This window comes from Nostoc sp. C052 (assembly GCF_013393905.1).
Taxonomy (GTDB): domain Bacteria; phylum Cyanobacteriota; class Cyanobacteriia; order Cyanobacteriales; family Nostocaceae; genus Nostoc.
In genome coordinates this window covers 2507719-2532952 of sequence record NZ_CP040272.1, presented here as the reverse complement: position 1 = coordinate 2532952, position 25234 = coordinate 2507719, and the positions used below count along the sequence as shown (strand labels likewise).

24 protein-coding genes and 1 pseudogene are annotated in these 25234 nt (G+C 42.2%); 21 read left to right on the top strand and 4 right to left on the bottom strand.

The genetic code is table 11. The annotated features are described in order from the left end of the window. The first annotated feature begins 95 nt into the window (after positions 1 to 95). Positions 96 to 803, top strand: coding sequence for a GTP cyclohydrolase I FolE (gene folE, locus FD723_RS09980; protein WP_179065200.1), 708 nt, complete (start codon positions 96 to 98; stop codon positions 801 to 803). 498 nt (positions 804 to 1301) lie between these two features. Here the strand turns inward: folE and FD723_RS09975 are convergent, their stop codons facing one another. Next, entirely contained in the window at positions 1302 to 1946 is a 645-nt protein-coding gene (locus FD723_RS09975) for a phosphoribosylanthranilate isomerase (protein WP_179065199.1), read from the bottom strand. 121 nt (positions 1947 to 2067) lie between these two features. Between FD723_RS09975 and psaK the strand changes: the two genes are divergently transcribed. From psaK to FD723_RS09955, 4 genes are all read left to right on the top strand, one after another. Further along, complete coding sequence (gene psaK / locus FD723_RS09970) at positions 2068 to 2322, top strand: photosystem I reaction center subunit PsaK (RefSeq protein WP_179065198.1); 255 nt, start codon at positions 2068 to 2070, stop codon at positions 2320 to 2322. A 542-nt stretch (positions 2323 to 2864) separates the two neighbouring features. Continuing rightward, the gene (locus FD723_RS09965; RefSeq protein ID WP_179065197.1) at positions 2865 to 4061 is read left to right on the top strand and encodes a site-2 protease family protein; all 1197 of its coding nucleotides are present in this window, start codon (positions 2865 to 2867) and stop codon (positions 4059 to 4061) included. Positions 4062 to 4317: 256 nt separating this feature from the next. Further along, on the top strand, positions 4318 to 5688 hold the full coding sequence (gene der, locus FD723_RS09960; RefSeq protein ID WP_179065196.1) for a ribosome biogenesis GTPase Der: 1371 nt from the start codon (positions 4318 to 4320) through the stop codon (positions 5686 to 5688). 173 nt (positions 5689 to 5861) lie between these two features. Continuing rightward, positions 5862 to 6779 (top strand): energy-coupling factor transporter transmembrane protein EcfT, encoded by a 918-nt coding sequence (locus tag FD723_RS09955; protein WP_179065195.1) that lies wholly within the window; start codon positions 5862 to 5864, stop codon positions 6777 to 6779. Between the two features lie 585 nt (positions 6780 to 7364). Here FD723_RS09955 and FD723_RS09950 read toward each other — a convergent pair. Then, entirely contained in the window at positions 7365 to 7511 is a 147-nt protein-coding gene (locus FD723_RS09950) for a hypothetical protein (protein WP_179065194.1), read from the bottom strand. A 184-nt stretch (positions 7512 to 7695) separates the two neighbouring features. On the opposite strand from FD723_RS09950, the gene pipX reads away from it, so the two are divergent. Both pipX and FD723_RS09940 read left to right on the top strand, forming a co-directional pair. Then, entirely contained in the window at positions 7696 to 7974 is a 279-nt protein-coding gene (gene pipX / locus FD723_RS09945; protein WP_069068710.1) for a transcriptional coactivator PipX, read from the top strand. Next, a complete protein-coding gene (locus FD723_RS09940; protein ID WP_179065193.1) occupies positions 7971 to 8639 on the top strand; it encodes a YggS family pyridoxal phosphate-dependent enzyme in 669 nt (222 codons plus the stop codon). The genes pipX and FD723_RS09940 overlap by 4 nt, the downstream gene beginning before the upstream one ends. An 11-nt stretch (positions 8640 to 8650) precedes the next feature. Here FD723_RS09940 and FD723_RS09935 read toward each other — a convergent pair whose 3' ends face one another. Further along, complete coding sequence (locus FD723_RS09935; protein WP_179065192.1) at positions 8651 to 8926, bottom strand: hypothetical protein; 276 nt, start codon at positions 8924 to 8926, stop codon at positions 8651 to 8653. Between the two features lie 80 nt (positions 8927 to 9006). Between FD723_RS09935 and FD723_RS09930 the strand changes: the two genes are divergently transcribed. From FD723_RS09930 to FD723_RS09920, 3 genes are all read left to right on the top strand, one after another. Further along, positions 9007 to 9612: a cell division protein SepF gene (locus FD723_RS09930; protein WP_179065191.1), complete on the top strand. Its 606-nt coding sequence runs from the start codon at positions 9007 to 9009 to the stop codon at positions 9610 to 9612. A 106-nt stretch (positions 9613 to 9718) separates the two neighbouring features. After that, positions 9719 to 10537, top strand: a complete 819-nt coding sequence (proC, locus tag FD723_RS09925) for a pyrroline-5-carboxylate reductase (protein WP_179065190.1) — start codon at positions 9719 to 9721, stop codon at positions 10535 to 10537. 113 nt (positions 10538 to 10650) lie between these two features. Then, complete coding sequence (locus FD723_RS09920) at positions 10651 to 13326, top strand: RNA helicase (RefSeq protein ID WP_179065189.1); 2676 nt, start codon at positions 10651 to 10653, stop codon at positions 13324 to 13326. Between the two features lie 243 nt (positions 13327 to 13569). On the opposite strand, the gene FD723_RS09915 is transcribed toward FD723_RS09920, so the two are convergent. Next, positions 13570 to 13950, bottom strand: coding sequence for a hypothetical protein (locus FD723_RS09915; protein WP_179065188.1), 381 nt, complete (start codon positions 13948 to 13950; stop codon positions 13570 to 13572). Positions 13951 to 14739: 789 nt separating this feature from the next. Here FD723_RS09915 and FD723_RS42630 point away from each other — a divergent pair. The 11 genes and pseudogenes from FD723_RS42630 (at position 14740) to FD723_RS09865 (ending at position 25232) form a co-directional block, all read left to right on the top strand. Next, entirely contained in the window at positions 14740 to 14871 is a 132-nt protein-coding gene (locus FD723_RS42630; protein ID WP_256875129.1) for a hypothetical protein, read from the top strand. A gap of 22 nt (positions 14872 to 14893) precedes the next feature. Next, complete coding sequence (gene bchB, locus FD723_RS09910) at positions 14894 to 16420, top strand: ferredoxin:protochlorophyllide reductase (ATP-dependent) subunit B (RefSeq protein ID WP_179065187.1); 1527 nt, start codon at positions 14894 to 14896, stop codon at positions 16418 to 16420. Between the two features lie 390 nt (positions 16421 to 16810). After that, positions 16811 to 17131: a hypothetical protein gene (locus FD723_RS09905; protein ID WP_179065186.1), complete on the top strand. Its 321-nt coding sequence runs from the start codon at positions 16811 to 16813 to the stop codon at positions 17129 to 17131. Between the two features lie 507 nt (positions 17132 to 17638). Beyond that, the gene (locus FD723_RS09900) at positions 17639 to 19981 is read left to right on the top strand and encodes a filamentous hemagglutinin N-terminal domain-containing protein (protein ID WP_179065185.1); all 2343 of its coding nucleotides are present in this window, start codon (positions 17639 to 17641) and stop codon (positions 19979 to 19981) included. 643 nt (positions 19982 to 20624) lie between these two features. Then, positions 20625 to 20984 (top strand): Mo-dependent nitrogenase C-terminal domain-containing protein, encoded by a 360-nt coding sequence (locus FD723_RS09895; protein ID WP_179065184.1) that lies wholly within the window; start codon positions 20625 to 20627, stop codon positions 20982 to 20984. Between the two features lie 22 nt (positions 20985 to 21006). After that, positions 21007 to 21238, top strand: a pseudogene (locus tag FD723_RS09890) (cupin domain-containing protein). An 806-nt stretch (positions 21239 to 22044) separates the two neighbouring features. Further along, the gene (locus tag FD723_RS09885; RefSeq protein ID WP_179065183.1) at positions 22045 to 22698 is read left to right on the top strand and encodes a MotA/TolQ/ExbB proton channel family protein; all 654 of its coding nucleotides are present in this window, start codon (positions 22045 to 22047) and stop codon (positions 22696 to 22698) included. Between the two features lie 127 nt (positions 22699 to 22825). Beyond that, the gene (locus FD723_RS09880) at positions 22826 to 23032 is read left to right on the top strand and encodes a glycogen debranching protein (protein WP_179065182.1); all 207 of its coding nucleotides are present in this window, start codon (positions 22826 to 22828) and stop codon (positions 23030 to 23032) included. Between the two features lie 454 nt (positions 23033 to 23486). Next, positions 23487 to 24044: a methylmalonic aciduria and homocystinuria type D protein gene (locus FD723_RS09875; protein WP_179065181.1), complete on the top strand. Its 558-nt coding sequence runs from the start codon at positions 23487 to 23489 to the stop codon at positions 24042 to 24044. Positions 24045 to 24378: 334 nt separating this feature from the next. After that, the gene (locus tag FD723_RS42625; RefSeq protein ID WP_256874985.1) at positions 24379 to 24900 is read left to right on the top strand and encodes a transposase; all 522 of its coding nucleotides are present in this window, start codon (positions 24379 to 24381) and stop codon (positions 24898 to 24900) included. Continuing rightward, positions 24846 to 25232, top strand: a complete 387-nt coding sequence (locus FD723_RS09865) for a transposase (protein WP_256875128.1) — start codon at positions 24846 to 24848, stop codon at positions 25230 to 25232. Before FD723_RS42625 ends, FD723_RS09865 begins: the two co-directional genes overlap by 55 nt. Positions 25233 to 25234: the final 2 nt, after the last annotated feature.

The following is a 25234-nucleotide window of genomic DNA, read 5'->3' as shown; positions in this document are numbered from 1 at the left end:
AAGTTAGAAGTTAGGAGTTAGGAATTAAAATTTTTAACTCATAACTCATAACTCATAACTCATAACTAAATTCAAACCATAACCAAGACTGAATCATGACTATTGCTAGTTCCAACGGTTCCAATTGCTCTCAATCGCCTCTGATTCCCGACTTGGCAGAAGCCATAACTCCTAGACCCGATCGCAATACTCATAACGGGCGACAACCGGATGTGTTCCCGCCAAAAGAGGAACAACTTGAGGAAATGAAGGATGCCGTGCGAGCAATAATATTGGGCGTTGGCGAAGATCCTGAACGCGAAGGACTCCTGAAAACACCCAAACGAGTCGCCGAGGCAATGCGGTTTCTTACCAGTGGCTACAACCAATCTCTTGAAGAACTCGTTAACGATGCCATCTTTGATGAAGGGCATAGCGAGATGGTACTAGTTAGAGATATTAATTTCTTTAGTTTGTGCGAACATCACATGCTGCCATTTATGGGTAGAGCGCACGTTGCTTATATCCCCAACCAAAAAGTGGTCGGACTGAGTAAGCTAGCCCGGATTGTTGAGATGTATTCTCGCCGCTTGCAAGTGCAGGAGAGGTTAACCCGCCAAATTGCCGAAGCAATCCAGACCATTCTAGAACCTCAAGGCGTAGCCGTTGTGATGGAAGCTAGCCACATGTGTATGGTGATGCGGGGCGTCCAAAAACCAGGTTCTTGGACTGTCACCAGCGCAATGGTTGGCGTGTTCCAAGAGGAACACAAAACGCGCGAAGAATTTTTTAACTTAATTCGCCACCAAGCGGCATTCTTTTGAGTGCTGAGTTAGGAGTTAGGAGTTACATACAGCTATTTTCAGGTAAATAGACCATAGGTAGGGGTACAGCATTGCTCATACGTGTCAACTTAAGACCTGGCGAATAGAATGATACTGTTGGTCAATTCATGGTGGGTTTGACCCCTCACCCCTAAAACATTGGTTTGGCGCTGCTTTCCCGCCCTGAAATAAATTTCGGGCTAATAGCTCAAGTCCGTTTCAACGGACTCAAATCAGAGTAATCAGGAATGATGGGTTAGACCCCCTATTAATTCGCCAACAGTATCATAGAATTCGCAGCTACACAGACGGAGTCCGCCTCCACGGACTAAATTCAAATTAAGGGTTTGAAACCCAGGATCGGTAGCTTTTGCTTGTATAGACGCGGTTTCTAACCGCCCGTTTCGCGTCAAGTTGACACCTATGAGCATTGCTGTACCCTGACGACAGATGTGGTTAAAATACATAAAAACTGCTGTAATTCACAAATTATCACTCCTAACTTCTAAGTAACTCAATGTTCTTTAGACTCTGAAATAGAAGTGCTACTTTATCTAAATCCTTATCTCCTGGTGTCCGTTCCACACCACTAGATAAATCAATGCCGCTAGGATTAAGCTGAATTAGGGCTTCCACAATATTATCGGCTGTTAGTCCTCCTGCTAAAAACCAAGGACAACTAGGGCTAAATTGTTCTAGCATCGTCCAATCTAAAGTTTTGCCTGTACCACCCAGTTGTTGCGGATGGTAAGCATCAAGTAATAAAGCATCCACGTATTGTGTGTAATTAGCCGCTGTCTCTAGATGCTCAAGACTGCGAATTCTTAGTGCTTTAATAATTTCGACATTGGGCAAAGCTTGACGTACTTGGTCGCAAAAGCTTACTGATTCATCTCCGTGTAACTGCACACCAGTCAACCCAGAATCAGCAACTATCTGAATAATTTCAGAGATACTAGCGTTGGCAAAAACCCCAATTGTGTCAATATTTGCTGGGAGTTCTGCCACTGCTGCCCGAATTTGGGATGTAATCACGTAACGAGGTGAAGTGGGCACACAAATAAATCCTAGTGCCGTTGCGCCCAGAGAGGCGATCGCTATAGACTGTTGTGGTTGAGTAATGCCGCAAATCTTAACGCGCATGAAAATCTAACAAATTTAAAATAATCATCAAAAAAGTCTAAACTATCTAAAAAACTTTTGGGCCTTGTAATTTTATAATCTTGTAGGTCTACGTTCACTTTTCTATTCAGGAGACAAAAGCTTGATTTCCTCTATTTTATTAGCAGTAGTTGCATCTGTTCCTGCAACACCTGTGTGGAATCCCACAGTCGGCATCATCATCAGCGTCAGCAGCTTAGTAATAGTTTTACTAAGTACTAAGATTGAAAAACCCCTAGTTGGCCCCAAGTTCCCTATTCTGCCAATTAGTATTCCAACATTCGCTGCTGCTATGGCTTTTGGTCATATTATTGGCATTGGCATCGTTTTAGGATTGACTAACATCGGTCGTCTGTAGTTTTGTGATAACAGAGGTGTTACTTGTAACGCCGCGAACAATACACAACTCCTAAAAACGATTCTGGGCAAGGGGAACAGGGAAGAGGCAAGGGAGCAGGGAGCAAGGGAGAAGAGTTTTCCCCTCCGCACCCTGCACTCCGCCCTCTGCTTCTTTTCCAATGCCCCATGCCCAATTCTCAATGCTTAACTTTAGAGTTTTGCTCACCGAATTTTATATTTTAAACTTTGGATAATGAAATTGAATATTCAAAATTCCAAATTAAAAAATGTCTGAAAGCAAGTAAATTTGAACGCGAGAATCAATCTAAAATCCAAAACCTAAAATTAATTGATCGGCCTCCGACTTAATTTCTGAGGTCAATCTAAAATCTAAAATCTAAAATCCAAAATTGTTTGATATGCATTAATTGTCTATTCTAGAAATAAGAGCATTACCTCACTCGGCACTACCGAATTGATGCTCAATATAAATGTATGTACGAATATGCATAGTGTCTCAGTATAAAAAGTACTGGTGATATCTAGTTATAGGACAATATAATGCAAACAAATTGGAGAATTGGGTCATTATTTGGAATTCCCCTGTTTTTAGACCCTTTATGGTTTGTGATTTTAGGGTTGGCAACCCTCAATTTTGGGGTAGCTTATCAAGAATGGGGGAATGTTATCGCTTGGAGTGCTGGAATTGTCATGGCACTGCTGTTATTTGGTTCGGTGCTGTTACATGAGTTGGGTCACAGCTTGGTAGCCCGATCGCAAGGCATTAGAGTTAATTCAATTACCTTATTTATGTTTGGCGGGATTGCTGCCATTGAAGAAGAATCTAAAACTCCTTTCAAAGCCTTTCAAGTAGCGATCGCTGGCCCTTTGGTGAGTATCATCCTATTTGTCTTACTCCGTCTAGCCGTTATTATGATTCCTGAGACTAATCCCCTCAGTGTCATGGTTGGAGATTTAGCGAGAATTAACCTAGTAGTAGCTCTATTTAACCTGATTCCAGGCTTGCCTCTAGATGGGGGGCAAGTGTTAAAAGCAGCACTATGGCAAATCACAGGTAATCGTTTTCAAGCCGTACACTGGGCTGCAAAGGCGGGGCAAATATTGGGTTATGGTGCGATCGCTTTAGGATTTGTTGTAGATTTCGTCACCAGAGAGTTAGTAGTTGGTTTGTGGATTGCGTTGTTAGGTTGGTTTGCTGTCCGCAACGCTAACAACTATGACAACATGACTACCTTGCAAGAAAGCCTACTCAAAGTCGTAGCGGCTGATGCGATGACCCGTGATTTTCGCGTCATTGATGCTGACCAGACATTGCGTTCCTTTGCCGATTTATATCTCTTAGAAACTGCTCCCTCACAAGTTTATTTTGCTGCTTCTGATGGACGTTACAGGGGTCTAGTTTCCATTGACGATTTCCGTTTAACCCAAAGGGGTGAATGGGAAACCCAAACCTTACACAGCATAGTGCATCCGCTGACAGAAATACCCAGCGTTGCAGAATCAACAACAATCGCTGAGGTAATTAACAAGCTAGAAAATGAGCAGTTACCTCGAATCACCGTGCTTTCTCCTGCTGGTGCCGTAGCTGGTGTAATTGATCGGGGGGATATTGTGCGATCGCTAGCACAAAAGTTAAATTTGCAGATCGCCGATGCTGAAATTAAGCGCATCAAGTCAGAAGGTAGCTATCCACCGGGGTTGCAGTTGGGAGTAATCGCAAAATCGACTATAAATTAAACGTCATACACTCGTCATAGGTTTGCAATAGATACGTCAAAAGCGTGTGTGATATTTAATTTGGTATTTGGTTACAAAATGCTTTTTTTGGGTAAAAGGTAGGTTTTCCTACCTTTTTTATTTTTCAAAGTATGGCATTACCAAACAGCCCATCGTAGAAATCGCCTCAGATGATGGGAAATTATTAAAACTTCAAGTTTAAAGTGAGTAAAATGTAGGAACGTGATATACTACACCTCTCACTTACCCTGGTTTTATGGCACTGCCAATTGTTGCAATTATCGGACGCCCAAATGTGGGCAAATCCACCCTGGTTAATCGACTCGCCGGGGAACAAACGGCGATTGTCCATGATGAACCGGGAGTGACGCGCGATCGCACTTATCTTCCAGCTTTCTGGAATGGTCGCGAATTTTTAGTGGTAGACACTGGTGGTTTAGTTTTTAATGATGATACCGAATTTTTACCACTGATTCGCCAACAGGCAATGACAGCCCTTGCAGAAGCGTGTGGCGCTATTTTTGTCGTTGATGGTCAAACAGGCCCCACATCGGCAGATTTGGAAATCGCCGAATGGATGCGCCAACAACGCGTACCTGTGCTACTAGCTGTCAATAAATGTGAATCCCCAGAACAAGGCTTAATGCAAGCTGCCGAATTTTGGGAATTGGGATTGGGCGAACCTTACCCCATCTCCGCGATTCATGGTAGTGGTACAGGGGAGTTACTCGACGAGTTAGTTAATCACATCCCTGCGATTGAAGACATCCCAGACACGAATGAAATCAAAGTAGCAATTGTAGGACGCCCGAATGTGGGCAAATCTAGCTTACTCAATTCTTTTGTCGGGGAAGAAAGGGCAATTGTCAGCCCCATTTCCGGCACTACCCGCGATGCTATTGATACTGTCATTGAACGAGCCGGACAAACCTACCGCTTGATTGACACTGCCGGCATCCGCAAAAAGAAACATATCGAATACGGCACAGAATTCTTTAGTATTAACCGTGCTTTCAAAGCGATTCGCCGCGCTGATGTAGTTTTATTAGTAATAGATGCCGTAGATGGAGTCACCGAGCAAGACCAAAAATTAGCTGGGCGGATTATCGAAGAAGGTCGAGCCTGTATCATCGTCGTTAATAAGTGGGATGCCGTCGAAAAAGACTCTTACACAATCTACGACTACGAAAAAACTCTGCAATCACGGTTACATTTTACCGAATGGGCAGAAACAATTTTTGTAAGTGCCTTGTCAGGACAACGGGTCGAAAAGATTTTAGAATTGGTGAAAACGGCGGCGGAATCACACAAACGCCGTGTCAGCACATCAGTAATTAATGAAGTTTTAACAGATGCCGTCAGTTGGCATTCACCGCCAGCATCTCGTGGTGGGCGTCAGGGCAAGATTTATTATGGTACACAAGTCAGCAGCCAACCACCAACGATCGCACTATTTGTCAACGACTCAAAACGCTTCAACGACAACTACCGCCGCTACATTGAACGGCAATTTCGTCAACAGCTAGGATTTAAAGGCACACCAATTATTTTGCTGTGGCGCAGCAAAAAAGTCCGTGATGCCGAAAGTGGTAATGTTAACAGAGCAACTCGCGTCAAAATAAGTTAGGAATTAGGAGTTAAGAGTTAAGAGTTATGAGTTAAGAGTTATGAGTTAAAGTCAAAATTGCTAACTATAGAACCCTATCGACTTGAGTTTGATAGCGGCAGAAGGTGAAAGTTATGAGTTAAAGTCAAAACTCCTAACTCCTCACTCCTAACTCCTCACTCTATAACTCTAAAATGGATTTATTGCGATCGCTGCCACTTGGACTTTATTTAGAACAACCCCAAACTTGGCTGCATAAAATTGATCCGCGAGTCAAGTTCGCCTGGTTGATGAGCTTTTTAACCAGCTATGTTTTAGCCAACAACTTTTGGCGGGTACTGCTGGTGGTAATTTTAATTCTTGCCACCTTGATTGCGAGAATTCCCCGCCGTGTATGGCAGCAGCAAATGGGTTGGCTATTAATGCTATCTTTTTTTGTGCTAGCGATCGCAGCCATCAGTCCTGATGGATTGGGTGTAGATTATCAGTCACGTCTGCCAGCTAATGAACAAATCTTAACCCAGCCAGCAAATTCTAATAATATTAAAGAGCCACCAGCCGAGAAAAAAGCATACAGCTACGTGCTATTTCACAAAGGCCCGGTTAAAGTAACTCGCTACTCCTTGAGTTTGGCAGTACGTCTAAGTACCCTGATATTTACCGTCATTTACAGCACCAACCTCTATCTGCTGACAACCGCACCAGAAGAAATCACATCTGGCATAGAAAGCTTAATGCAACCTTTGCGACGCTTCAAGTTGCCTGTTACAGAAATTGCTTTAACTTTAACCTTGTCCTTGCGCTTTATTCCACTGGTTTTAGAAGAAGTGCAAAATTTATTTCGCTCCGTGATGACAAGGGCAATTAATTGGAAAAAGCTGGGATTAAAAGGAGGATTTAAGGTTTGGATGACAGTCGCAGAGAGGCTTTTAGAAAATCTCCTTTTACGAGCCGATCAAATGGCGAATGCTATGATGGTGCGGGGTTTTACCAGTCCCAATGAGCATCGAGTGCAGTGGCATGACTTACGATTAAAAGGGCGTGACTGGCTGGCGATCGCAATTTTAATCTTATTCTGGGGAATACGACTAGCTATCGGAACTCAGGCATAATTTTGCACCGAGAAAATGGTAAGAGGTAATACAGCAGAATTCAGGAATCAGAATGGGCTAAACGCCCCGCTACCGCTAACAGGAATCAGAATGGGTTACGCCCCGTGCGTTAACAGGAGTCAGAAGTAAAACAAAATATTAAATCGCCTTCTCTACCAAATACTGATTATTGTAGAGACGAAGATTCATCGCGTCTCTTGCCTTAACCGAACAGTATTGAGCTATCGGTAACAATATGATAGGGTAAATTGAACAGCTACCCAGCCATAAAATTGATCCCCTATCATTTCCTGTAGATTTTAGCTATTAAACAGCCTTACTTGAATACTACCAACTAATCTCAATATTTTTGATCGATACCCTGATGAATCTCTGCACAACGCTCAGGCACAGATTCCACCACTGAAAATACTGGATAATCAATAAACTTTTTGCATAAATAATATTTTTATTTCCAGTACCCAGTACCCAATTCCCAGTCCCCAATCCCCAATTTTGTGCCATTCCGCGACAGTTGTGGCAGTATGGAAAGAAGTTGAAAAATTCGTCGTTGCCGTTGGGAATTTCAAAGGGTGTTTTTCCTTCCTACGTCGAACTTTCAACCAGAGGATCGGGAATATTTTGTGCCTTCTCCCTACAGATTGCTAAATTAAAGTCACCAAAGCAGATGGTGATATTTCTCCACCAGCCTGTACTCTTTGAATCTACGCTTCGCGGCTTTTGTTGTACCATTGCGCTTCACTACCACTAGCTTCATCTGCCCATTAGGAACTAGATCGAGGTCTTCGTAACCGCAGTTTCGCATTTTAACCAAATATTCTGACGAATGTTGGTATTATCGTCTGAATGTTTGGAATTTACTGCGAAAAGATATATATACTTCCAACTTCCACCTTGACTACACCTTGACTCTTAAATGAATCCAGAAAACGCAGAAACTTACATAAACCATCCAACTTGGGGTTTACTTTACAAAATCTGTATGGTTGATGAAAACCAGGATTTGTTCACCACACTTTATGCCCAGCGCTTATTTTTTTTGGTGGCAAATGACGTTAAAGGTGTCAAATTCCAGTCTCTAGGACGTACTGAGGCCAGAATGATGTTGGAAAATCGCTTACGTACCCTGCGGCGCAGTGGGCATTCTCAGGAGTACGATCAGCTTCAGAGTGTTTTCCAGCGCACCTTCCAATGAACAGTTCGATTTCCGAACGTATTCTTTCCATTCGTTCCTCACTGCCAACTTCAGTCAAATTGATTGCTGTTAGCAAGCAAGTTTCTGCCCAGTCCATTCGGTCTGCATACAACGCCGGAATTCGTGATTTTGGGGAAAGTCGTATCCAAGAAGCTGCCAGCAAACAAGCCGAGTTGCAAGACTTACCGGATATTACCTGGCACTTTATTGGACATTTACAAGGCAATAAAGCCAAAAAAGCCATTGAGCAATTCCCTTGGATTCACTCCGTAGATAATTTGAAGCTGGCACAGCGCTTAGACCAATTGGCGCAACAGCTAGGAGTGAGTCCCCAGGTTTGCCTGCAAGTGAAAATTCTCCCCGATCCCAGCAAGTCTGGTTGGAGTGTGCCAGAACTTTTAGCTGATTTACCCACACTGAATCAATACAAAAGTTTACAAATTCAAGGTTTGATGACAATTCCGCCTTCAGGATTAAATGATTCCGAAATTCTCAGTGTGTTTAATCGCAATCGTGAGCTAGCCAAAGAAATCCAGGGGGAAAACTGGTCGCATATTAAAATGCAGCACCTATCTATGGGTATGTCAGGCGACTACGAACTGGCAGTACAAGCAGGCGCAACGATGGTACGATTAGGAACAATCTTGTTTGGCGATCGCTATTAGCCAATTAATTATCAGCCTTGCAGGGCAGTATTAATCGAAGCTAAGGATTTGTTGACAATAATTTTTTCACAGACTGGTGCAATCCGAAACAAAGGATATAGTATTGACAAGAGCAATCGCCAAGGGAAAATGGGGTATAAAGAAGTTTCCTTCGGATAAACCTTAGGATATAATCTTGACTCATTATTATGTTTAGGCGATGCACAGACCTTTCCAATAAGTGTCAGTTCATCGCCAAAACCCGTAGTATGGGCTACAACTAGCAATACAGTTGCGGAAGTATCCACCGATGTAGCGGTCGCTCCTAGCTCAACTAATCCTCAGCCAAGTCAATACAGGCTATTCGCACCAGGAGAGTACACACACAATGAACAACATTTTTTCCAAACTCAGAGACTTTGTGGGTCTAAATGAGCAAGTGGAATACGAGTATTACGAAGAAGAACCAGAAACAGATAATAATAATTATCAAAATCTGTATCAGCAAGAAAATCCCCAGCCAGCACCACAAGAGAGTCCAGCCGCTCAAAATCGACGCTGGCGGGAACCAGTGCCTACAATGGGAGATGATATGACAGCAGGTCAAAAGCCAATGGGGAATGTGATTGGTATGCCAGGAGCAATTAACGGAATTTCGGAAGTTTTAGTACTCGAACCACGCACCTTTGAAGAAATGCCCCAGGCAATTCAAGCGTTGCGCGAACGCAAGTCAGTGGTATTAAATCTGACAATCATGGACCCAGACCAAGCTCAACGAGCTGTAGATTTTGTTGCAGGTGGTACTTACGCACTAGATGGACATCAAGAGCGCATCGGAGAGAGCATCTTTTTGTTTACACCAAGTTGTGTCCAAGTTAGTACCCAAGGTGGCGTTCTTCATGAAGTACCACAACCACCAGTACGTCCTTCCCGTCCGACAACAGGTACTCCAAATCCAACCTGGGGCAACGAAACTAACCGGATGGCACAATAAAGTTAAATTAGTAGTTAGTCCTTTGTCCTTTGTCATTTGTCCTGGGTTTTTCTCATGGTGACAAATGACAAACGACTAATGACCAATGACTAATGACCAATGACTAATGACTATAAAATTTGGCTTAATTGGTGGTGGGGTAATGGGAGAAGCGCTCTTATCCCGCCTTATCGCGCGTGGAATTTATCAATCATCAGAAGTCATAGTTAGCGAACCGCTATCTTCACGCTTAGATTTTTTAAAACAGCAATACGGTGTTGCTGTGACTACAGATAATAGCCAGGTTTTCACCGAAGCAAAAGAAGTTCTCTTTTTGGCAGTAAAACCGCAGGTATTTAGCGCGATCGCTCAAGAATTAGCAGATATTGATATTCTTAATAGAGAGCATTCACCCCTAATTATTTCTATTTTGGCGGGTGTGCCCTTAAGTCAGCTAGAAGCTGCATTTGTGCAATTGCCAGTGATTAGAGCAATGCCCAACACCCCGGCCACTGTCGGAGCAGGAGTTACCGCAATTTGTTCAGGTGCATATACCAATGCCTTGCATCACCAAATAGCACAGCAAGTTTTTTCTGCTGTGGGCGAAGTCGTGGAAGTGTCAGAAGCGCTGATGGATGCAGTTACAGGGTTATCTGGTAGCGGACCTGCTTACGTGGCACTGTTAGTAGAAGCACTCGCAGATGGCGGAGTCGCCGCAGGTTTACCTAGAGCGATTGCCAATCAACTAGCCTTGCAAACCGTACTAGGAACAGCGAAACTGTTGCAGGAAACCAAAATGCACCCAGCAGAACTCAAAGATCGTGTTACTAGCCCCGGTGGTACAACCATTGCCGGGATTGCCAAGCTAGAACAGGCAGGATTTCGTTCCGCTTTAATTGAAGCGGTCAAAGCTGCCACAGAGCGATCGCAAGAGCTGGGAAAATAATAAAGAGTCATTAGTCATTGGTCATTTGTGAAAAACTAATGACTAATGACTATTAACGAAGTTGACAAAAGACTCGTTAGTATAGTAAACAATCTGGTTGCAAATGTGATTGAGTGAATTATCCTGCACCGTCTCCAGAACTCGACTTAGGGACTATATTTCCCTTTGATCTGGATCAGTTTCAAAAAGAAGCGATCGCGTCCCTGAACGCCGGACGCTCCGTTGTTGTATGTGCCCCTACAGGTTCGGGCAAAACATTAGTCGGGGAATACGCTATTTACCGCGCCTTGGCGCGAGGAAAACGTGTATTTTACACCACTCCTCTAAAAGCGCTGTCGAATCAAAAATTACGTGACTTTCGAGAAAAATTCGGGTTTGATCAAGTCGGTCTGTTAACTGGAGATGCTTCCATTCACAGAGATGCGCCGATTTTAGTGATGACCACAGAAATTTTCCGAAATATGCTCTACGGTACACCCATTGGGCAAGTAGGCATCTCATTGGTAGACGTGGAAGCGGTAATCCTTGATGAATGCCACTACATGAACGATCGCCAGCGCGGTACTGTTTGGGAAGAATCAATCATCTATTGTCCCCGTGAAGTGCAACTAGCAGCCCTCTCAGCAACGGTTGCCAATAGCGATCAACTCACCGACTGGCTAAATCGCGTTCACGGCCCAACAGACCTGATTTACTCCGATTTTCGTCCAGTTCCCTTGGAATTTCACTTTTGCAATCCTAAAGGGTTATTTCCCCTGCTGAATGATAGCAAAACCAAAATCAACCCCCGCCTTCAGAAGAAGAAGGGAAAAGGGGGAGAAAGGGACAGAGGGAGAAGTGGTAGACCGGAGGCTCCGGGTATAATTTTTACCCTCAGCCAGTTAGAGCAACGGGATATGCTACCAGCGATTTATTTTATCTTCAGTCGCCGGGGATGTGATAAAGCGGTGGCAGAAGTGGGGGATTTATGGCTGGTAAATAGTGAAGAATCCCAAATTTTACGGGAACAAATTGATGACTTTTTAGCCCGCAATCCCGAAGCTGGGCGTTCTGGACAAATTGCCCCCCTGTATCGGGGAATTGCTGCCCACCACGCTGGAATTTTGCCTGCTTGGAAAGCACTGGTAGAAGAACTATTTCAGCAAGGGCTGATTAAAGTAGTATTCGCCACTGAGACACTAGCGGCGGGAATTAATATGCCTGCTCGAACAACGGTAATTTCTACCCTTTCCAAGCGGACTGACACTGGACACCGCCTGTTAAACGCTTCGGAATTCTTGCAAATGGCGGGACGAGCAGGGCGGCGGGGCATGGATAAACAAGGTCATGTGGTGACAGTCCAAACTCCCTTTGAAGGAGCTAAAGAAGCTGCGTATTTGGGAACATCCAAGCCTGACCCTCTGGTAAGCCAGTTTACGCCCAGTTACGGCATGGTACTCAACTTGCTGCAAACGCATACCTTAGAGCAAACTAGGGAACTCATAGAGCGCAGTTTTGGGCAGTACATGGCCACCTTGCATTTAAGACCGGAATATGATGAGATCGCCGAATTACAAACCCAATTAGCTCAACTACATGAGCAAATCGCCGCAGTTGATGAAAATGAACTGGCTGTTTATGAGAAATTGCGGCAACGGCTGAAAGTGGAACGCCAGATATTGAAAACCTTGCAAGAGCAAGCACAAGAAGACCGACAAGAAGAATTGGTGATGATGTTGGGCTTTGCGGTGTCAGGAACTCTGTTGAGTCTCAAAGGCAAAAATATCACCGTGTCTTCACCCGTAACCGCAGTGTTAGTGGGAAAATCGCCTGGTTCTGGTCAAGCTCCTTACTTGGTATGCTTGGGGCATGATAACCGTTGGTATGTGGCAACTACAGGGGATGTAGTTGATTTGTATGCTGAACTGCCGCGAATTGAAGTGCCGCCTGATATGCTACCACCGCCAGAGATGCCCTTGAAGCCAGGACAGTCGCGCCGTGGTAATCAAGAAACATTTGCGATCGCTGCCCATATCCCCAATCCGATAGAATCTTTGCATCTGGCCCCAGAAGTAGCAGAACAACTCAGTCGCACTACCGCTGTCCAAGAGCAATTAGAAGCTCATCCCCTACATCAATCAGGCAATGCGGCAACGCTTTTCAAGCGTCGGGCCCGCTATGTCGAACTAGAAGCCGAACTCGAACAGTTGCAAGGGCAAGTCGAGCAACAGTCACAACGTCATTGGGAAGAGTTTCTGAATTTAATCGCAATTCTGCAACATTTTGGCGCTTTAGATAACTTAGTCCCCACAGTATTAGGGCGAATCGCTGCTGCCATTCGAGGCGAGAATGAATTGTGGCTGGGTTTAGTATTCGCTAGTGGTGAATTAGACAACTTAGATCCGCATCATTTAGCAGCAGCAGCAGCGGCTTTAGTGATGGAAACGCCCCGTCCAGATAGCAAAGTTAACTTTGACCTCAGCAATGAAGTGGCAGAAGCTTTGGCAAAATTGCGGGGAATTCGTCGCCAAATGTTCCAACTACAACGGCGGTACAACGTAGCGCTGCCTATATGGTTGGAATTTGAGTTAATTGCCATAGTAGAACAATGGGCACTAGGTATCGAGTGGACAGAACTTTGTGAGAACACCACTTTGGATGAAGGCGATGTGGTGAGAATTTTACGCCGGACGTTGGATTTATTGTCGCAGATACCCCACGTTCCCCATTTGCCAGACTCTTTCCAACGCAATGCCTATCGGGCGATGCAGTTGATTGATAGATTCCCGGTGAATGAAGTGGTTGAATAAACAAGACGCTCTGACGCACACAGAGTACTTGAGAATTTTTATGCGTCTTTTTCTCTGAGGACTTAAGCAAAATTAGACGCTGTAGGGGCAATTCATGAATTGCCCCTACAAGGAATTTACATTTAACCAAATAATAGTAGCGGTACTTCGTTAAAAATGCTTTTTTGGTTTTGTATATCTTCTATACGTGATTGATCGCGTGTATCTAACAAAAGTTATAGTCGCTATCAACGCTATTCAACCTTAGTACACCAAGTTTCCAGTACCCTGCAACTGACGCAAAGAATTTATACATAATGGGCAGTCACAGCCAAATACCCTAATTGCAGCATCGCTTTCCTCTTCAGTAAAGTTCAACATAGCAACATTTCGATCTGATACTGATGTGACTATAGTTGAGGGACTTGTAGAGTTATACGGACGTTTTCTCTCTGAATCTCGAATGCACACAAAATCGTTTCCACCATGCGGGTTAGTGATACAGGTGCGACCATCTTGTGTATGCAGTAATCGCTGTGTAATACTACCACTGGCATGGGCAGGATGAAATGCCACCAGTGTAGACATCATCGACACGAAAATTGAGGAAGTGGAAAGCAAATTCAGAAGAATTTTTTTGTTCATAGATTTCCTTAAGAAAATTGTCTACTAGCTTAGGGTATTCGATTCACTTTCAAACTTCAAGTGAATTTTTCCTGAGAATATTTTGTTATGACACTTATTACCTAAGAAAGTTCCATATTTACACAGTTTGATCGCTAATTAGGTAGGTATCAATACTTGTCGATTAATGGGAAAAGGGGAATGGGAAAGGGGAAAGAAAAAACCTTTAACCTTTACCCTTTAAGCTTTTCCCAAAACCAAATTCCAGTTTAAAATCCAAAACCTACGCAGTACTGAGGTAGGTATAAATAAACAATAATACTCAGAAGTAAGACCTTTCGCCAGAGGTCACGCTTGTATGTACTCAGCGATTACCTTCATGAAGCTAATAGGCACTTAATCGATAAACTGGTTGGGCTAAATATTATTACGTTAGTTATTGGCAAAAATGATAAATGGAAGCCAGAAATTGCTATATTTGATGTGAAAAATCGAAGTTTTGGATAAGTACCTGTGACAACCAGGAAAGGCACTATTATTGTTAGGTATGTATTGAAATTAACTAAGAACTGCTATTATAAACAAAATTACCGGAACATTAAGATTTTTTTACATAAACAACAGGAATATTGTTTATATAGATAGCCTCATCCCAAGCATTAACTGAGTTTCAGCCATATCACCGCCCCGAAAACCCGCAACAAACCTTATTTTTTCTTAGCCAGTAGGTTTGAGAAAATCAGAAACGATTTAATAATCAAGCACTTATAAGTAGATGGGCTGAATTAAATATAATAAGACCCCCTCCCCTTGGCTTTAATCTTACTCCCCTTCTCTGCTAACGGCACGCGACGCGATACCTACGGCGGTAAACTACGCACCGAAGGGGTTGGCGATCGGGTCTATCAGATATTTTTTACGCCCACTTACTTAGTTATTTGAGTTGACAAGGGAAAACACAAACATGAAATTGGCTTACTGGATGTATGCTGGCCCAGCCCACATCGGCACTCTCCGAATTGCTAGTTCTTTTAAGAATGTTCATGCGATCATGCACGCTCCCATTGGCGATGACTACTTTAACGTCATGCGCTCCATGTTATCGCGGGAGAGAGATTTCACTCCAGTGACAACCAGTGTTGTCGATCGCAACGTTTTGGCACGCGGTTCCCAAGAGAAGGTAGTAGATAATATCGTCCGTAAGGACGCCGAGGAACACCCAGATTTGATTGTGTTAACTCCCACCTGCACCTCTAGCATTTTGCAAGAGGATCTGCACAATTTTGTGGAACGAGCGCAGTTGGAAGCAAAAGGAGATGTAATGCTGGCGGATGTAAACCACTACCGTTACAACGAACTGCAAGCCGCCGATCGCACCTTGGATCAAATCGTCCAATATTACATTGAAAAAGCCCGCAAGCGCGGCGAATTGCCTGAGGGCAAAACAGCAAAACCCTCAGTTAACATTATCGGTACTACCACCCTTGGTTTCCACAATAATCACGACTGCACCGAACTCAAACGGCTGATGGCTGACTTGGGGATTGAAGTAAATACTTTAATTCCCGAAGGTGCTTCGGTGAATGACTTGAAGAAGATGTCCCAAGCCTGGTTTAACCTGGTGCCCTACCGTGAACTCGGTTTGACTACAGCCCGTTACCTGGAAGAACAATTTGGCACACCTTATATAGACATTACTCCAATGGGTGTAGTGGAAACTGCCCGTTGTATTCGCAAGATTCAACAGGTAATTAATGCTCAAGGTGCAGAAGTTGATTATGAAAACTTCATCAATGAGCAAACCCTGTATGTATCTCAAGCTGCTTGGTTCTCCCGTTCCATTGACTGCCAAAACTTGACTGGCAAAAAAGCTGTGGTCTTTGGTGACAACACCCACGCCGCCGCCATTACCAAGATTTTGGCGCGAGAAATGGGGATTCACGTTGTTTGGGCTGGTACCTACTGTAAATATGATGCAGACTGGTTCCGCGAACAGGTTAGCGAGTATTGCGATGAAGTGTTAATCTCCGAAGATCATGGTGAAATTGGGGATGCGATCGCTCGTGTCGAACCCTCGGCCATTTTCGGCACTCAAATGGAACGCCATGTTGGTAAGCGCTTAGATATTCCTTGCGGTGTAATTGCTGCACCAATCCACGTCCAAAACTTCCCCATCGGTTACAAACCATTTATGGGTTATGAAGGGACAAATCAGATTACAGATTTGATCTACAATTCCTTCACTTTGGGAATGGAAGATCACCTGTTAGAAATCTTCGGCGGTCATGATACCAAAGAAGTCATTACTAGAGGTATTTCTGCTGATTCTGACCTCAACTGGACAAAAGATGGTCAAGCAGAATTGAATAAGATTCCGGGATTTGTTCGCGGTAAAGTCAAGCGGAATACTGAGAAATTTGCCCGCGATCGCGGTTTCAAGGAAATTAACGCTGAAGTGTTGTACGCCGCCAAGGAAGCTGTCGGAGCCTAGTTTAGAGTTGAATTGAGAAGATTTAGGGGTGAGGAGTTATGTACTCTTTACCCCTATTTTTTGGAGCTAATCCCGCCTCCCTACCATAACAGCACTTACGCAGGGAGACGCGACGCGAGCGATCGCAATGACAAAAAACTTACCTTTGCGTAAGGAAATCCAACAGAAATATATGAAGTTTTGTAACAAAGTGCGTAATTATTACTAGCCAAGCTGATTTCATAATTACGAGAGTTCGCAAGAGCGTTAGGGGGCTAATACTTTCGCGCCACTCTAGACTCTGTATCATTGATTCCTTTATTGCCAAACTGTACTAATCGAAGTCAATCGAAATTAGTACATCACAAGATACGTTCACACATTTACCCGTCTGCAAGGAAAGTAAAATTCATGGAATCTCAAACTTCACAGCAAGCAGTTATTGATCCTCAAAAATTAGAGCAGTTACAAAAGGAACTTCAGCAGGAATTGCATGAAATTCTGAAGAATACTAAATTCAGTCAGATACTCAAAGATTACGGTATATCAACACAAGAAGTTTTGCAATTTCAGTACACACTTGATTTCACTAAACTCCAATCTACTGATGCTGGTGCAGACCATCAAGTTCAGCAATCTTTACTAGCAATTCCAGGTACACATATCAGACTATCAAGTTGCACCTGTTGGTCAAACGATCTCAATAGATTTGTTGATTGCCCGTGCCATTAATACTTAACAGTTTTGTAAACTGAAATACCAAAGTAAGCACCTCTAAAATTAATCAGCAATATTCCCAGTAATTAAGTTGGTAATACTGCTATCTAGTAATGAGCAAGCTTATCAATATTTAAGTTAAAAATATTGCTCTTAAATAGGGGAATTAAAAAACTTTCGTAGAGGCGCAAGCAAAATTATTGCGCCTCTAACCTAATATCATTTTAAATGACCAATATTATCATATTCAAAAAAATACCAAAACGTATACTAACGATTTGAATATCGTAGTTTGTTGAGATAGATATAGTTATATAGTTAGTTTATTAAATAGAGGTAACAATACAGTTAGGTTAAGGTTTTTTGATGAAATTTTAGATCGCAAAGATCCGATAAATCGCCATCAAGACAAAAGACTAATTATTGTAGAGACGGCGATTCATCGCGTCTCTTGCCTGAACCGAACAGTATTGATAGAGGCACAGCGTCACCATCATTTTTTAGAGGAGTTTATTAGTTATTATGAGTATTTTGTGTGGCAGGTTTAAAGGGTTAGGAATTTTAATAGGTGGGTCAATAGCTTTCTCTGGAACTTCTGCTCTTGCCCAAATCACCCCAGATGCTACTCTACCTAATAATTCTCAAGTTACAACACAGGGAAATCTCAAAAATATTGAAGGTGGAACCCGATTAGGAAGCAACTTATTCCACAGTTTTAAAGAGTTCTCTGTACTCAATGGGACTACGGCCGAGTTTAAAAATACTGAGGGCATTCAGAATATTATTAGCCGAGTAACAGGTAATTCAATTTCTAATATTGATGGCATCCTTAAAGTTAATAGCCCAGCTAACCTGTTTTTAATTAATCCCAATGGGATTATTTTTGGTACTCATGCTTCTTTAAACATCGGTGGTTCATTTATTGCAAGTACAGCGAGTAGTCTCAACTTTGCCGATGGTACAAAGTTTAGTGCCACAAATCCCCAAGCTACACCCTTGCTGACAGTAAGTGTTCCCATTGGGTTGCAATTTGGAGCAACTGCGGCTCCCATCCGCAATCAATCCCAGGCAGCTAGTCCTGATGGCGCAATTAATATCTTTCAGAAACCAGTTGGTCTAAGAGTGCTTCCAGGCAAAACCTTGGCACTTGTGGGCGGTGATATCACGTTAGAGGGCGGCAATTTAACAGCAGCGTCAGGACGAATTGAGCTAGGCAGTGTAGCTAATAATAGTCTGGTCAGTCTGAAACCAAAGAACCAAGGTTGGGTCTTTGGATATGAAGGTGTAAAGAATTTCCAGGATATTAAATTAATTCAACGGGTGACTGTTGACGGGCTTAAAGTTCCATCTCAGGTAGATACTAGTAACAAACTTGGTAGCGGCGGTAGTATCCAGGTACAGGGCAGGATAGTAGAACTAAGTGGCGATCTTGTGAGCTTGATAAGTCAAACCAGGGGTAACAGAAATGGAGAAGATATAACCATTAATACTAGGAAATTAATTGTTCAGGATGGCGCAGAAGTAGCTACTTCTACTTTAAGTAGCGGTTCATCTGGAAATTTGATAGTGAATGCCTCCGAGTCAGTAGAGTTAATTGGTAGCATCTTACCAAATACTATTACTGGGTTTCTTGGTATAACCGCTGGTACAGGAAAGGCAGGTGACATTAAAATCAACACTGGGAGATTGCTGATTAAAGATGGGGCAAGAGTAACAGCAGAGTCTAGTGGAATAATAGATAACTCACAAGTGATTCCATCTGAAGGAAGAGGAGGAAACATAATTGTTAACGCCTTGGATTCAGTAGAGATAGCCGGAACCTCAGTGACAGATAAGGCCAGTGGTTTGTTTGCTTCGACTCTAAGTTATGGAAATGCGGGACAAGTAAATATCACCACAGGGAAATTGATTATCCGCGATGGAGCTGAAATAAATGTGAGCGTTAAAGTTCCAAATACTGCAATTTCTACAGGAAATGCGAGTAATCCAGGCACACCAGGCGCACTCAACGTAACTGCTAACTCTATATTTCTGGATCAAGGAACACTCACATCTAAAAGTGATTCAGGTAGGGGCGGTAACATCACGCTACGAGTACAGGACTTATTACTGATGCGCCACAACAGCCAAATATCAACTAATGCTGGAGGTGATAAAACTGGCGGTAATATCACCATCTATGCACCAAATGGCTTCCTTGTCGCCACTCCCTTTGGAAATAACGATATCACCGCCAATGCCAACTTTGGCTCTGGTGGTAAAATCACAATCACTGCTAAGAACATATTTGGTTTTGTGCCGCGCACCCGTACAGACCTAGAGAGGCTATTAAACCCTAAAGAGCCACTAGACCCAAATAGGCTGCCAACAAGTGATATCACTGCATTCTCTCAGGAAAACCCTTCATTAAATGGTACTGTACAAATCAACTCACCAGATGCCGACCCCAGTAAAGGATTGGTAGAATTGCCCGTAAATCTAGTTGATGTTTCGCAGCAAATTGTTGCTGGTTGTAATTCTAGTGGAGCAATAGGAAGGAGTTCATTTATTACTACTGGGCGTGGAGGACTAGTAGCTGATCCGACAGAGCCATTGATCGCTGATGATGCCGTTTTGGCAGATTGGATCACACTCTCCCCAGAACCTCAGAATCGTGCTGAAGGTATGAAAAAAGTGGTTGCTCAGGCGCAGCGAAATACAGAAGAAAAATCACAGAAAGTGAATCCTGTCAATGAACCTACTCAAATTGTAGAAGCCCAAGGGTGGATTATAGATGCGAATGGGAACGTAGTTCTGGTTTCTCAAGTACCCACAGCAATGCCCCATAATTCCTCGCTCACCGCTACATCTTGTGCTGCTCGTTAAAATATTAGTTTGGATTAGTTTGGACTTAGAGACTGACAAATAAAAAAGTATCCAATTAACTCCTGTGGGGTGGGCATCTTGACACTAATGGCAAGATGCCCACTCCACGATATTGGATAATTTATTTCTTGGAGTTCCCTTATCAAAGGATTTATAGCTACTTATTAGATAATATCTAGGTTGGCTTGTGTAGTATATCAGACAAAAATATAGATATTCAATGCCCTAAAATCGAGAGATATTAAAGGTTAATCCTAGCGAAGTGTATATGGGGTAAGAATAAAACTATATTTGTCTACCATAAATTACATCTCTAGATACTAGGCAGTTTCAAAACCAGGCATTTATATTTAATATATAAGATTGCTATCTTACAGATTAGAAATCCATAAGTTAAAGAAATGCCATTTTTATATTTTCTTTGTTATTTTGTATTTAACGGGACAGTTCTTCATGATTTGGTGGGTTTAAATAACAATTAGTTAAACAATTTCCCCTCCAAAAGATGCATGTAAATTGTTTGCATTGTGTTTACTTGGCTTCTGAATCTACAAGCACAATGTAAATTGTCCAGACAGATTACATGGTAATATTTTGAATTGGCAAATAGTTCATCTACACAAGGAAAACCTTGCCTAAAGCTATGCTTAAAACAAATAATCAGCGTATTTTTCTGACTGCTTTTATTAAACCTTTAGAAGAAAATCATCAAACAGTTAGTAAAAAGCAGTTTACTCAACCTAAATTAGATTTACTGCAACCATTACGTCAATGGCTGGATCAAATTCAGATTCAGAATCGGAAATTAGCCAAATTTATTGCTAAACTAATCCCTGCTCAGTGTCCATTCGAGCGTGATATCATACTTTTTGGTCGCAAAATAGGACACATTCCACCAATGTGCAAACTAAATCCACTTTATAACGAACTTGTTTACTTGCGTTTTCGGGCTTTGTGTTATCTAGTAGATCAGTGTGGAGAGGATATTCAATCCTACTGTTAAACATAACTAGAGAAAACACGATATGGAAATTAAAATTGAGCATCAACCTAAGACTTGAATATCTCAATGAATTGGGTGTATTTAAATGGGAAATTTGGAAAAATGAAGTTTCCAAATTCCCTTGGACTTATGATTTTCAATAAACTTGTTACTTTTTTGAAGGTAACGTAGTTGTTATTCCTGATGGTGGACAGCCAGTGCAAATGGGTGAAGGTGATTTAGTCATTTTTCTCGTTGGTATGTCCTGTACATAGGAAATTAAAAGGGACGTGAAAAAACATTATTATTTTGATTAGCGATCTCTTATGCTTTTTGATTATTCAGAAAACCAACATCTGATAACTCAATTTTGATTTTTATTATGGAGAGGCTCACAGCGAGTATCGTAAGATCAAGTTGTAGAATCAGTAAATTGCATCCATCCATATATATTAAAACTCGTTACAACTGTATCCTTTAAATAATATTGCAGTAGTTATAGAGTATCGAATTATCAAAGGATACAGTTGGCGAATATAGCATTTCCAAATCTAGTAAGGTACACCCGTAGGGGTACAGCACTACCCATTGGTGTCAACTTAAGCTGAAACTCCTTTAAAACCTTGTTTCCAGCCTGAGTCTCGAAATACTGCTCCTAGCGGCAGAACCGCTAGCAAGGGAGGCGGAGCCTCTAGGACGGCATTCCCAGTCGGAGACTGGGAACGAGACAATATCTAAAAGCTGGTTCTAGGCTTGCTTTTACGTTAAGTTGAAGAGTAATAAGGAAGTAACCTCAAAAAGGTGTAGTAGAGTACTGCATCTTTTTGAGCATTAAAATATCAGACTAAAGCACAAGTGAGTTTACATAGACAGTGCTTATGCTGAAAAAAAGCTTTAAAATTCAAGGACAATAGACATCTCCGAAAAATAACGTAGAGACTTAGCAGTGCTACGTCTCTACAAGGGTTCTGGGTAATGCATTATTTAATTTCTGGAGATGTCTAATGAACACTCGATCTCAGGATTGCTCTAAAACAACAATCTGTTAACCTAGTGTTTTTGAAGAGTCAAAAAATAGTAGATGGAAATTAGTAATCTGTTTACAGCAGGTGGCGTAGTCATGTGGCCTCTGCTGGGATTCTCCTTGTTAGGGGTGGCGCTGATTATCGAACGGATCATCTTTTGGGTAAGGATAAGTAATCGGCAAAACAAGGTAGTGCGAGAGGTACTACAGCTTTATCGTCTTGATAATGTAGTTAGTGCTTTAGATAAATTACAGAAAAATACTGATTTACCCATCGCCCGAATTTTTTTAGCAGCCTTAGAATTGGAGGAACCGACACCAGAGGAATTTCGTTTGGCATTAGAAAGTGAAGCGCAAGGCGAAATCCCCTTGCTCAAGCGTTCTCAAAATATTTTTGAGACAATTATCGGACTTGCGCCTCTTTTAGGACTTTTAGGCACTGTTTTGGGATTAATTAACTCCTTTGCCTCTCTGAATCTCGGAGATGTGGGAGGTAGTAAAACAACAGGTGTGACATCTGGAATAAGTGAAGCTTTAGTATCCACAGCATCAGGATTGGTAGTGGCAATCTTTACCCTTTTATTTGCCAATACCTTTCGAGGACTCTATCAGCGCCAGATTGCCTGGATTCAGGAATATGGTGGACAGTTAGAATTACTCTACCGTCGCCGCTATGAAAGAGGAAATCAATCATACCTGCCTACCAAATGAAGTGGAACTGGCTAATTGTAAATTAGTAGCTGGTAATTTGGATTAGTTTACTACTTGTAGTTTTGATTTTAATAGTATTCTAAAATGACAAATAGCTTTTTTGCTAAGGTTTTTGAGGTAATATTCCATGACTATTTGGGTAAATGAGCAAATTGATCCGTCTGGGATGATTCATGCCTGTATTGCCACTTGTAATGAATCTCAAGCTAAAGATTGTCATGATTCTTTTGAGAATAATTTGACCGAGATGCAAAAGGCCGCAGGTTGGGTAGCGCGATTGCGGACAGTCGATTCTTGGGATGAAGTACCAGTGAATTCGTTAAAACTCAATTAATTGGGTGCTAGGGAAAATATGCTGCGTAGCTTAATACCTTTGTGTTTTATGCTTGCTTTTAGCAAAACTCTCACGCCCTTTGGTTAATCAGACACCTGTTTAATCAAATTTTGTTGGCAGTTATATCATTTTGGTTTTGACTACAAAATCTATGAAATGGAGGTTATTTTTTGGGATTTTGATTGACCATATTTCAGGCACATAGGTGTAGCCTGCCATAGGCATTGCTTGTCTACGACACTTGCACCTATGCCAACGCCTACAGCGATCGCAGTAAATCTCATTAGAACAGGTTAATAAAGGTTAAAATTCGGATTAAAATTCTCAAATTATTAGTAACTACTTGGAAAAAAAGCAGCATATTAGAGAAAAATGATGATTTTCTGCAACTTTTAAGAGTTATTATCAATACCAGAGATTAAATTAAAAATTTTGTATAAACCGAATCAATTTAGTGAACTATCCCAAGGTTTACACTTCGGAGCAAGCCTGTCCCATTAATTTAGTTGGTGAAGCGGGACAAGCAGTTCAAATTTCAATTCATCCTCCCAGTCAATATATCTGTGCCAACTGCGAACGGATATTACCAGATTGGAAACGACAGCCATTTTTACGGGTAGTGATTGTTTTACAACGATCGCGTTATCAATTAGTTGAAAAGACAGCAGAGGTAGAGACAGAGAAAGAACGCCTGCGAGAAAAGTTTATGAGATTTGGCTGCGATTTAGCATTTAATCTGCGCGATCGCGGCTATTTAACAGACCTCATTGACCCTCGTACAGGCTATCCTTTATTGTCCCATCCCGGAGCAATCCCCCACGATGACACAGCAGTTGTCAAAGCTTTGCTCAACTATCCAGTGATTAAAAATCAATGCCGTGTACTAGTGCATCCCGATTGGGGTGCAGCAGTTTATCCTAGCATTTTGATATCAGAAGCTCCCCCAATTGTGATCGAATGGGTTACAAAAGGCATAGCAGCTATGCATGGGTGGAGAGAAATTGATTATTAGTAATTTGTCGTTGGGCATTGGTTAGGAAAGCCAATATTTTTCAGTGGTTGAGTTAAGCATAATGTATCAAAAGATGTGTTAAAACTTAGCAATGACTAAAACACAGCCTAATTACATCAAAATTCGCCTAGCCCAACCGCAAGATAGAAATCAGATTTTTGATATCCAAAAAGATGCCAAACAGACACTAATAGTATAATCAAAATCATAAATCTGATACAATGCGAACTTTTTTCTCAAGCATAGTTTGTTTTAGATGCTGATACAGAGTATCATCGTGAGTTAGCAAAGCTCGCTTAGTTTTCGTGTTGACAATTAAGAACCTATCCCACTAATGCCAGATTGTAGTAATCTATTTTTTGGCAAGAGGTTGGATGTATTAGTGATGGCTGGACGTTTTGAGGGATTGAGCGACCTAGAATGGAAGCTATTTGAGGATATATTTCCTAAGCAGGCATCCAAACGTGGTAAAGGAATGCCTCATGCACCGTATCGCTATGTATTAAATAGTCTGTTATACATTCTGATAACTGGATGTCGATGGTGTGACCTTCCACGAGGGGATATATGGGCATCGAAAAGCTCATCCCATCGATGGTTAAAGCGATGGCGTTCTGATGGGACATTTGAATATATACAAGGACGTGTATTAGCGATCGCTAATGAGAAGGGGCTTATAAACTGGGACTTTGGGGCTGTTGACGGCTCTTTTTCCCCCGCTCAATGGGAGGAGGTGAAGAAGTTGCGTATGGAGGGAAAGGGAAAGGTGTTCTTATCCATACACTTACCGAAGGTGGTGGAATGCCCTTGGCTAATTGCACTACCCCAGCCAATGGCAACGAGAGAGAACAAGTAATACCTCTACTCGATAAAGTTAAACTTAAAACATTAAAACGTGGCAGACCACGTAAGCGAATCAAAGTACTAGCTGCTGATAAAGGTTACGACTCGAAACAAAAACGCGCTGACCTGCGGAAACGAGGTATTCGTCCTCAAATCCCGAAACGAGTTTGGAAAACCAAGAAAAATAGAGGAAGACCAATCAAAATCTCTGTTCCTAGATTTCAGCAAGAACGGTGTTTTGCTTGGTATCAGCGCAAATACCGCCGTCTCGTTGTTAGATGGGAACGTCAAAAAGTTTACTTCGATGCATTCATTGACCTTGCTACAATCCACATCTGGAATTAACA